The organism is Microcystis sp. M144S2, from assembly GCF_020246065.1.
Taxonomy (GTDB): domain Bacteria; phylum Cyanobacteriota; class Cyanobacteriia; order Cyanobacteriales; family Microcystaceae; genus Microcystis; species Microcystis ichthyoblabe_A.
Genome location: NZ_JADBTR010000127.1, coordinates 1 through 9,038 on the forward strand (window position 1 = coordinate 1; position 9,038 = coordinate 9,038).

Annotated in this window: 10 protein-coding genes and 1 pseudogene; 8 read left to right on the forward strand and 3 right to left on the reverse strand. The window is 45.8% G+C overall.

Translation table 11 applies throughout. The features are described 5' to 3' along the window. Positions 1-287: 287 nt before the first annotated feature. Positions 288-386, reverse strand: a pseudogene (locus tag IM462_RS21285) (type II restriction endonuclease); the annotation flags it as partial. Between the two features lie 369 nt (positions 387-755). Between IM462_RS21285 and IM462_RS15045 the strand changes: the two are divergent. The 4 genes from IM462_RS15045 to fmt all read left to right on the forward strand — a co-directional run bounded on the left by IM462_RS15045 (position 756) and on the right by fmt (position 3,870). Next, positions 756-1,124, forward strand: coding sequence for a ribbon-helix-helix domain-containing protein (locus tag IM462_RS15045; RefSeq protein WP_002803329.1), 369 nt, complete (start codon positions 756-758; stop codon positions 1,122-1,124). Next, the gene (locus tag IM462_RS15050) at positions 1,121-1,540 is read left to right on the forward strand and encodes a putative toxin-antitoxin system toxin component, PIN family (protein WP_287704041.1); all 420 of its coding nucleotides are present in this window, start codon (positions 1,121-1,123) and stop codon (positions 1,538-1,540) included. Before IM462_RS15045 ends, IM462_RS15050 begins: the two co-directional genes overlap by 4 nt. Before the next feature lie 515 nt (positions 1,541-2,055). Continuing rightward, on the forward strand, positions 2,056-2,850 hold the full coding sequence (gene pgeF, locus IM462_RS15055; protein WP_287704044.1) for a peptidoglycan editing factor PgeF: 795 nt from the start codon (positions 2,056-2,058) through the stop codon (positions 2,848-2,850). A gap of 42 nt (positions 2,851-2,892) precedes the next feature. Continuing rightward, complete coding sequence (gene fmt / locus IM462_RS15060; RefSeq protein WP_287704046.1) at positions 2,893-3,870, forward strand: methionyl-tRNA formyltransferase; 978 nt, start codon at positions 2,893-2,895, stop codon at positions 3,868-3,870. A 29-nt stretch (positions 3,871-3,899) separates the two neighbouring features. On the opposite strand, the gene IM462_RS15065 is transcribed toward fmt, so the two are convergent. Together IM462_RS15065 and IM462_RS15070 are read right to left on the reverse strand one after the other, a co-directional pair. Next, on the reverse strand, positions 3,900-4,280 hold the full coding sequence (locus tag IM462_RS15065) for a cyclic nucleotide-binding domain-containing protein (protein ID WP_287704048.1): 381 nt from the start codon (positions 4,278-4,280) through the stop codon (positions 3,900-3,902). A 227-nt stretch (positions 4,281-4,507) separates the two neighbouring features. After that, positions 4,508-5,314 carry a TlyA family RNA methyltransferase gene (locus IM462_RS15070; RefSeq protein WP_287704050.1) on the reverse strand — a complete coding sequence of 269 codons (807 nt, stop codon included), beginning with the start codon at positions 5,312-5,314 and terminating at the stop codon, positions 4,508-4,510. A gap of 139 nt (positions 5,315-5,453) precedes the next feature. Between IM462_RS15070 and IM462_RS15075 the strand changes: the two genes are divergently transcribed. The 4 genes from IM462_RS15075 (at position 5,454) to IM462_RS15090 (ending at position 8,904) form a co-directional block, all read left to right on the forward strand. Then, positions 5,454-5,675: a hypothetical protein gene (locus IM462_RS15075; protein ID WP_002736250.1), complete on the forward strand. Its 222-nt coding sequence runs from the start codon at positions 5,454-5,456 to the stop codon at positions 5,673-5,675. 113 nt (positions 5,676-5,788) lie between these two features. Further along, complete coding sequence (gene ldpA, locus IM462_RS15080) at positions 5,789-6,790, forward strand: circadian clock protein LdpA (protein WP_287704052.1); 1,002 nt, start codon at positions 5,789-5,791, stop codon at positions 6,788-6,790. Between the two features lie 117 nt (positions 6,791-6,907). Beyond that, a complete protein-coding gene (locus IM462_RS15085; protein WP_502845526.1) occupies positions 6,908-8,653 on the forward strand; it encodes a R3H domain-containing nucleic acid-binding protein in 1,746 nt (581 codons plus the stop codon). A 62-nt stretch (positions 8,654-8,715) separates the two neighbouring features. Continuing rightward, positions 8,716-8,904: a hypothetical protein gene (locus IM462_RS15090; protein ID WP_287704056.1), complete on the forward strand. Its 189-nt coding sequence runs from the start codon at positions 8,716-8,718 to the stop codon at positions 8,902-8,904. Positions 8,905-9,038 lie beyond the last annotated feature (134 nt).

Sequence of the window (9,038 nt, forward strand, 5' to 3'; positions counted from 1 at the left end):
AACCCGATTTTGGGGTCTATTTTTTTCTCTCTTATCTTTGCTCAAAAACCCTATATATATTTGCGCACAGATTCCCATTATCTAAAAAGTCTAAAGCAAGTCTCGTCATTTGTCAAGGGTTTTTAGAAAAAAAATCGAGCCGATTTTATATCCATCAGCAGTCAGCTTTGGATTCTGTCTCGTTTATACTTCCCACTTTCCAGTCAGTCCCGATGAAAAAATTTTCACCCCCACAGATGAAAGAGGTTTCCTTCCCTAAACCCTACACCCTACACCCACTTTCCAGTCAGGTGGGTTTGAAACTTCTCTACCTGACTACGACTCGGTTTGACTCTCAGGAATGCTTTGTTTAATGCTTGTCGGGGAGAGAAATTTTCTGTCTTCATACCTTTATCCCTATTCCTACTCAACCCGGTTTTGGAGTCTATTTTTTTCTCTCTTATCTTTGCTCAAAAACTATATATATATTTGCGCACGGATTCCCATTATCTAAAAAGTCTAAAGCAAGTCTCGCCATTTGTCAAGGGTTTTTCTGAAAATTTCCCCACTTCCCCAGTTCCTGGAAGATTTTGAACATTTGCCCCCCGAACAGTTGCTGAGTGCTATTATGAAAAAGGATGCAAGAATCAGGTGGTTGATGGCTGAGATTAAGGGGGTTTTAAATCAGGATAAAGAAAATGTTGTTAGGCATCAGGGTCAGATTAAGGTTTCTACTATATTCAAGCTTTATCTAATCTTCAAACTATTTGGTAATTATGATACAAATTACGTTAACCCCTGAACAGGAACAGTTTTTAGAAAGACAACTGAAAACTGGTAAATATAATACCCCTCAAGAGGTTATCTCTAAAGCGTTTCAGCTATTAGAAGAACAGGAGGATGAAATTATATTACCCGATTATGTTAAAGGGACAGAATCCGCAAAAGCTTTATTAAAAGAAAAGATTAGGAAGTATCGAAAAGAACGGGAACAAAATAAGGACAAACCGATTGATCCTGAAAAAGTAAGGTTAGCAGAAGAATTTAAGCGTTTATGCCAAGAAACCCAAGCTTTACACGCTGATAATCCGTTAACCGATGAAGAAATTGCGGCGGAAATTGAAGCTTATCGGAGAGGAGAATGAGAGTTATTATTGATACAAATATCCTTATTTCTGCGGCGGTTGCTGATGGAAAACCAGAAAAGGTGATTAATTTTATTATTAGTCATGCTGATTATGATTGGATAGTATCACAGGAAATTTTAGATGAGTATAGAGAAGTTTTACAGCGAAAGAAGTTAAAACTACGTGATACCAAGAAAGCAGAATGGTTAACTTTAATTGAAAATAGCACAAAGTTAATAGAAGTTAATGTTAATGTTGACTTTACAAGGGATCCGAAAGATGCTAAGGTTATCGCTTTAGCAAGGGTTAGTGAGGCGGATTTTTTGATTACTGGTGATCGGGATTTTGAGGAGATGATAGAATTAGAACAAACGGTTATTATTTCGGTTTCTTTGTTTTATGATTTGTTTATAGGTGAGGGTGAATATGAGTGAAAATTGGGATTTAGAATAAGAAATCGTCATCAACGAGATGAAACAACTCAGAAAAAAAGCCATCCAAGAATTAGACGCACTGTTTCCCAGTATCCTAGATAAAACCTTAAAAGGAGAACTATAAATCCTCGATTATTGCCATAATCCCCTGATTAGAGGTATTTGGATAATATTCATCCCCACATAACATTAAAATTAAATCTGCCCTTTCCCCAATCTGTCGCGAATCTCGAATAATGCTTTGTTTAATGCTTGTCGGGGAGAGAAATTTTCCGTCTTCATACCTTTACCCCTATCTCTAGCCAACCCGATTTTTCAGGCTATTTTTTTCTCTCTTATCTTTGCCCAAAAACCCTATATATATTTGCGCACGGATTCCCATTATATAAAAAGTATAAAGCAAGTCTCGCCATTTGTCAAGGGTTTTAAGTAATAATCTTCCGTTGCCGTTTAGCCAAGCTCAGAACTAGGATAGGAGAGAATAAGGTATTATTGCAGCCAGAGAGGCTTAGACTGTGACCAATGTAGCGATCGATGTGCGATTAACCGAGACTTCTCTGTGGCAATGGCAAACATGGCAAGGATTGCCCTATCTTACCTGTAATCTCCTAGAGGATTGGTCCCACGGCTTTTTTACCCGTCATTATTACCCCCAAACCCCGGAAGCTTTTACGGACGCTTTAGGTGCAAATGTACCGGTTTATCGGGTCAAACAGGTACATGGTGATCGCCTATTAAATCCCCAAGGGATTGCTAACCCAGAAATGGCCGAAGCGGATGGAATTATCACCGATGCTTCCGGTCAAGGGATTTGGGTGGCCAGTGCTGATTGTACGCCCGTACTAATAGGCGATCGCTCTACGGGTGTTGGGGTGGCGATTCATTCTGGATGGAGAGGGACAGCTAAGGGAATAGTTGTCAAAGCAGTTAAGCAGTTATTAAACTCCGGTAGTTGTTTAGATAACTTAGTCTTGGCCCTGGGGCCGGCAATTGCCGGGGAAGTGTATCAAGTCGATGGAGAAGTTGCCGCAGAAGTGGGTTTAAGTTTATTTCCTCAAGAAACCAATCCCGACCAAATTCTGGGGAATTTATTTAACCTCTCCCCTTCCCCCTTATTTGCTGACGAGGAAAAAGGAAAAGTTCGCTTGGACGTGCGACGGGTGATTTATCATCAACTACAACAGTTAGGAATTAGGGATGAACAAATTGCGATCGCTCCTTTTTGCACCTATCAACAAGAAGATCATTTTTTCTCCTATCGTCGGGAAAAAGCCAAAAAAATCCAATGGTCTGGCATAGTTAGTCGTTAATGGTTACTGCACACTGATAACTGAAAAATCCCCCCTTTTCCCATGCGTATTGTTTTTTTCGGAACCCCTACTTTTGCCGTTCCCACCCTAAAAAAATTATTAGCCAATCCCGATATAGAAATAATTGCCGTCGTTACCCAACGGGACAAGCGCCGGGGAAGGGGTAATCAATTAACCCCCTCACCGGTGAAACAAATAGCCATAGAACAGCAAATACCGGTTTTGCAGCCCAAAAGTGTGAAAAAAAATGCTAAAACCTTAAATTTTCTCAGACAATCGCGAGCGGATGCCTTTGTGGTGGTTGCCTACGGACAAATTCTCTCCCCAGAAATTCTAGAGATGCCGAGATTAGGCTGTATTAACGTTCATGGCTCAATTTTACCGAAATATCGGGGAGCAGCCCCCGTGCAGTGGTGCATCGCTAGGGGAGAAAAAGAAACCGGCATTACTACCATGTTAATGGATGCGGGCATGGACACCGGACCGATGTTACTGAAAGCCTACAGCCCGATCGCTCTTTTTGACAATGCCGAACAGGTGGGAGCAACCCTAGGGCAAATAGGGGCGGATTTGCTCCTAGAAACCCTCTCTAAGCTCGATCAAGGGGAAATTACCCCAATTCCTCAAAATAACGACGATGCCACCTATGCCCCTTTAATTGAGAAATCCGACTATCTAATCCCCTGGCAAGATTCGGGCCGGACAATTCACGATCGAGTCCGGGGTTTTTATCCTAATGCGCTGACCACTTTCCGGGGACAACCCCTAAAAGTGATGGCCACTATTCCCCTAGACGATCCTAGTCAACTGCCTCCAGAATTACAGACAAAAGACCTTTCTCATCTAAGCGGAGAAGTGGGATCGATCGTGGCTCTCTGGAAAAATTTCGGGCCAGTAGTGCAGACGGGAGCGGGTTTATTATTATTGAAAGAAGTGCAATTATCGGGAAAACCTCCGCGTTCTGGTGGGGATTTGGTCAATGGTTCCCGTTTAACTATCGGTGAGACTTTCGGTCAATAGTTTTCGGGGTATGGCTTTCTTTTGCTCCTCTATGCTTCACTGGTGAAGATTTTTTTTAACTTGCGAAAGCGATCGGAATAACTTCTTAACACTTCGATCGCAAACATGGGGGTTTCCTGCACGGCAAATAAAAACTGCGGTTGATTGAGATAGGCTAATTTACAATCAGTTTTAGCGATAGCTGTGGATTCTCGCAGTTTATCTGGGTGCAGGAGCGCTCCTGCTCCGAATACTTCCCCTTTTTGTAGAGTTTCTATCAATTGTCCCTTGATATACATCTCCACTTCTCCGCTAAGAATACCGTACATTAACTCGCCCTCCGTGCCATCGGCAAAAATAACTTCACCAGTTGGAAAAGTGCGATCGGGATGATTTTCGAGAATTTTAATCGTCTCTACGGGACTTAACATGATTTAACAAGAATTTTTCGGGTTATCCCTCCCATTTTCCGATATATTGAACTCCCCGATCATCGTTTTTGTATGTAAGAATACATCTCCCCACACCCCACACCCGTTCGGCTGAGCTCACGGCCGAAGCCCACACCCCACACCCGTTCGGACCTCGGCGTGAGCTCGGTCGAACGCTGAGCTCACGGCCGAAGCCCACACCCCACTTCCTTGACAAAACACCGGGGTTAAAACTGTTCGATCGCTGCTTGGGTGATTTCTGCGATCGCGGCTAAACTGGGACTAACTGGGCCGGTATCGGTGGATAACCAGAGAAGATACTCGACGTTACCCGCAGGTCCGGTAATGGGAGACCAAGTTAAACCCCGATAGAACCATCCTAAGACTTCTGCGGCCTGTAAAACCTGAAAAATTGCCCCTGCTTGGTCTTGGGGGTCGCGAACTACCCCTTTTTTGCCGACTTTTTCCCGTCCCACCTCGAATTGGGGTTTGACTAATAAAATCGCTTCTCGCGGTGGATTTAATAGCGTCCACAGGGTCGGTAAAACTTTGGTCAAAGAAATAAAGGACAGATCCATAACTGCTAAATCGGCGGGTTTTTCCTGTCCGTATAACTTTTCTGGGGTTAAATAGCGAAAATTAGTTCTTTCTAGTAAAATAACTCGTTGATCCTGCCGTAAACTCCAGGCCACTTGTCCATAACCCACATCGACCCCATAAACCCGTTTTGCCCCTTTTTGCAAGAGACAATCGGTAAATCCCCCCGTGGAAATGCCTCCATCTAAACAAATGCGATCGCTGACATCAATGGCAAACAATTCTAAGGCCTTGGCTAATTTTTCGCCCCCCCTTGACAAATAGGGCAGTTTCTGCTTAACCTCGATCGCCGCTTCTGGATCGATTTCTGTGGCCGGTTTATCGATGATTTGATGATTGACTTTCACCTCTCCAGCGCGAATTAATCGCTGTGCCTGTTGACGGGAATCACAGAGATTTTTGGCTACTAATAATAAATCTAATCTTTCTTTCGGCAAGGAAGGCCTCCCAATAATCACCGCCTAATTCTAAAAAATACCTTATTTTTCCCCAAGCAATCCCAGAAAGAAGATTATAAGTAAAGAAAGGGACAAGCGGAACCCATCAGCCAAATTTTCGCTGCCATCACGATATTTTATGGATAAAGATACTCGATTCGCCATTTTGGTCATTGGCATCCCCTTTCTAGGACTAGCTTACTGTGGCTTGATTTTTGCCGTGATGATTTATTGGGTCTGGGCCCGGGAACATCCCGTGACCATGGCCACTTTTTTCGTCCTTGCTCCTTCTTTGATTTCTGGCTCTATCTGGCTGTTAGCTTCCTATAAAGCCCGTCAAAAGCAGCGTTTGGGTTTATAGTTCAATGTAGAGGCCGATGGCATTCGTCCAAGAAGAATTAATAATCATTCTTTAGTCAGAATCAGAGCAGCACAGGGCTGACATTTAGGGGCTGGGCGCGATAGGATAAAAAAGTGCTAGATAAAAACCCCTCTCCCTTACAGTCCCTAGTTGCGGGTCACTGGTTCAAGCTCATCTGTGGAGCTAGTTACCAAGATTTGCCCACGATTCGCAACCTCGCCTTGGCCTATACTATCGCCGGGGCCGATTGTATTGATGTGGCTGCCGATCGAGCCGTGATCCTTGCGGCCAAGGAAGGCATGGAAACCGCCGCCAAAATCGCCGGATTCCCTGCCAATCAACGGCCTTGGTTAATGGTCAGTCTCAATGATGGGGAAGATCCCCACTTTCGTAAAGCTGTCTTTAACCCGCAACTCTGTCCGGTCGATTGTCCCCGTCCCTGCGAAAAAATCTGTCCCGCTTATGCTATTGATGGGGGGGGAGTGATTGAACAGCGCTGTTATGGTTGCGGTCGATGCTTACCCGTTTGTCCAGAGCAAATAATCGAGACAAGATCCCGTGTCTGTCAACCCGCAGAAATTATCCCCTTAATTATCGAAATGGGAGTCGATGCGATCGAAATTCATACCCAAGTCGGTCATGGAGAGGAATTTGCTCGACTCTGGCAAGCGATCGCACCTCTAACTAAAAACTTAAAAATCTTGGCTATAAGTTGCCAAGATCATGAATATATCATTGATTACCTCCACTATCTGCGAGAAACTATTTCACCCCTAAGCTGTCCTCTGATTTGGCAGACTGACGGCCGACCGATGAGCGGCGATATCGGCAAAGGAACCACCCACCCGGCCATTAATATGGCCAAAAAAGTCCTTTCCAGCAATCTAGCCGGATTTGTGCAGTTAGCCGGGGGAACCAATGACCACACCGTGACCAAATTACAGCAACTGGGACTGAGAGAAAAAATCGCTGGTATTGCCTATGGAAGTTACGCCCGTTCATTGATTTTGCCAATTTTAGAGCATTTAGACCAGCCTAACCTTGAAAATGACCCCCAAGCCTACAAAGAAGCCCTTAAAGCCGCTTCTATGGTGGTTGCTCAATTAAAAGCCTAGCCTTGCTCAAAAAACTATAATATTTTTTTAATTGACAACTAACCCCTAAATGTGTTAGACCCCAAGAAAATCCTGGAAATAAAAACAGCCAATTATCGCCAAAACCCTTTACTATTAATGCCAGAAACCCTACCCTCCTCTCGGATGCCAGTGACCGACGATTTAAACAAACTCTTGGCAATTCTACCGGCTCGGATTCGCGGCAAAATCGAGGAACACCCGCGGCAGCATCAACTAATCGAAGTAGTTATGGATTTGGGACGCATACCAGAAGCGCGTTTTCCCGATGGGGCGATCGATCTGGGAGACGAACCGATCTCAAAAGAAGAAATCCAGTATTCGATCGCCAGGGTGGGCAGTTTTAGCGGCGATAATCGCGCCGGGATTGAACGCACCCTGCACCGCATCAGTGCCATTCGCAATCGAGACGGGGAAATTATCGGTTTAACCTGTCGTATCGGTCGGGCCGTTTTCGGTACGATCACCCTGATTAACGACCTAGTGGAAACAGGAAAATCCCTGCTGCTGCTCGGTCGTCCGGGCGTGGGGAAAACCACCGCTCTCCGGGAAATTGCCCGAGTTTTAGCCGACGATCTTAACAAACGGGTAGTAATTATCGACACCTCCAACGAAATCGCCGGAGATGGAGATATTCCCCATCCGGCCATCGGTCGCGCTCGTCGGATGCAGGTGTCCCGTCCGGAATTACAGCATCAGGTCATGATCGAAGCGGTGGAAAACCATATGCCAGAGGTAATCGTGATTGATGAGATCGGTACGGAATTAGAAGCTCTGGCCGCTCGCACGATCGCCGAACGCGGGGTGCAGTTAGTGGGAACCGCCCACGGCAATCAATTAGAAAATTTAATTAAAAACCCGACTTTATCGGATTTAGTCGGGGGAATTCAGGCAGTAACTCTCGGAGACGAAGAAGCACGCCGCCGGGGTTCTCAGAAGACCGTTTTAGAACGCAAAGCACCCCCCACCTTTGAGATTGCCATCGAAATGTTGGAACGTCAGCGCTGGGTGATTCACGAGGACGTATCCACCACTATCGACCAACTGCTGCGGGGACGGGAAGCAATTGCCCAAATCCGTTGGGTAGATGAGGAGGGAAAAGTACAGGTCGCTCAGGAAGAACCAAAACCGGAAAACCTCACCCCTTTGCGCGGCAATTATCTGCCAGAAATGGATAAACCCAAGGGATGGCGGGCCGATGGCCGGATGACCCCCGTGGCCCGTTTCCCTGCGGGCCCTCTCAACCGGGAAAACGATTTCGATCGCCTCCTCGAACAATCTTGGCTACAGGAAGAACCGGAAACGGAAAAAGTCCGCGTCCCCGGTCCTAATGGCGAAGATTGGCCGGTTTATGTCTATCCCTACGGGGTTAGTCGCGCTCCGATCGAACAGGTAGTACAGGCCCTAGATTTGCCGATCGTGTTAACCAAAGATTTACAGGGGGCCGATGCGGTGCTGGCCCTGCGTTCCCACGTTAAAAATCAGTCAAAATTGCGGCAAATTGCCAAAGTAAGACAAATTCCCATCCATGGCATCAAATCCAATACCCTGCCCCAAATTTCTCGCGGTTTAAAGCGGATTTTGGGCATTGATGACCCGATGAATCAGGAAGGTGCGGATCTGCGTTTATTTGCCCGCAGCGGTAATGATGACGAGATCGAAGCTTTGGAGGAGGCCCGGTTAGCGGTGGAACAAATCGTTATCCCTACCGGCCAACCGGTGGAGTTACTGCCGCGCTCGGCGAAAGTGCGGAAAATGCAGCACGAATTAGTGGAACATTACCGTCTCCAATCCGATAGCTTCGGAGAGGAACCGAATCGCCGTATTCGCATCTATCCAGCTTAGGAGTCAGGAATTTAAGGCGACGCACCCTCATCATTATCGGTACAGGGACGGCGATCGGTGCGGTGGCCTCCCTGATTATCCATCGTCCCCAATCGGGGGCGGAATTACGGGCTAAAATGCCCCTAGCTGCAAGAATTAAGCTCTGTCTCGATCTGGCTAGTTTCATCCTAGCCAGATCGACTATCTCGATGGTTATTTGGGGAATTCTCTATCCCTATCTTACCCATCCAGAGCCATCGGGTTTTAACTAGGGCTTGCTGAATAAATCTAAAAACCTTGTTGGATAAGGCTTTTAGACTTTTTTGACCTCAAAAAGTGCCGACCATTGGAGGGATCGGGGGTAAAATTCAGGTACTTTTTCCCTGAAAATTAGGTAACTGACTAC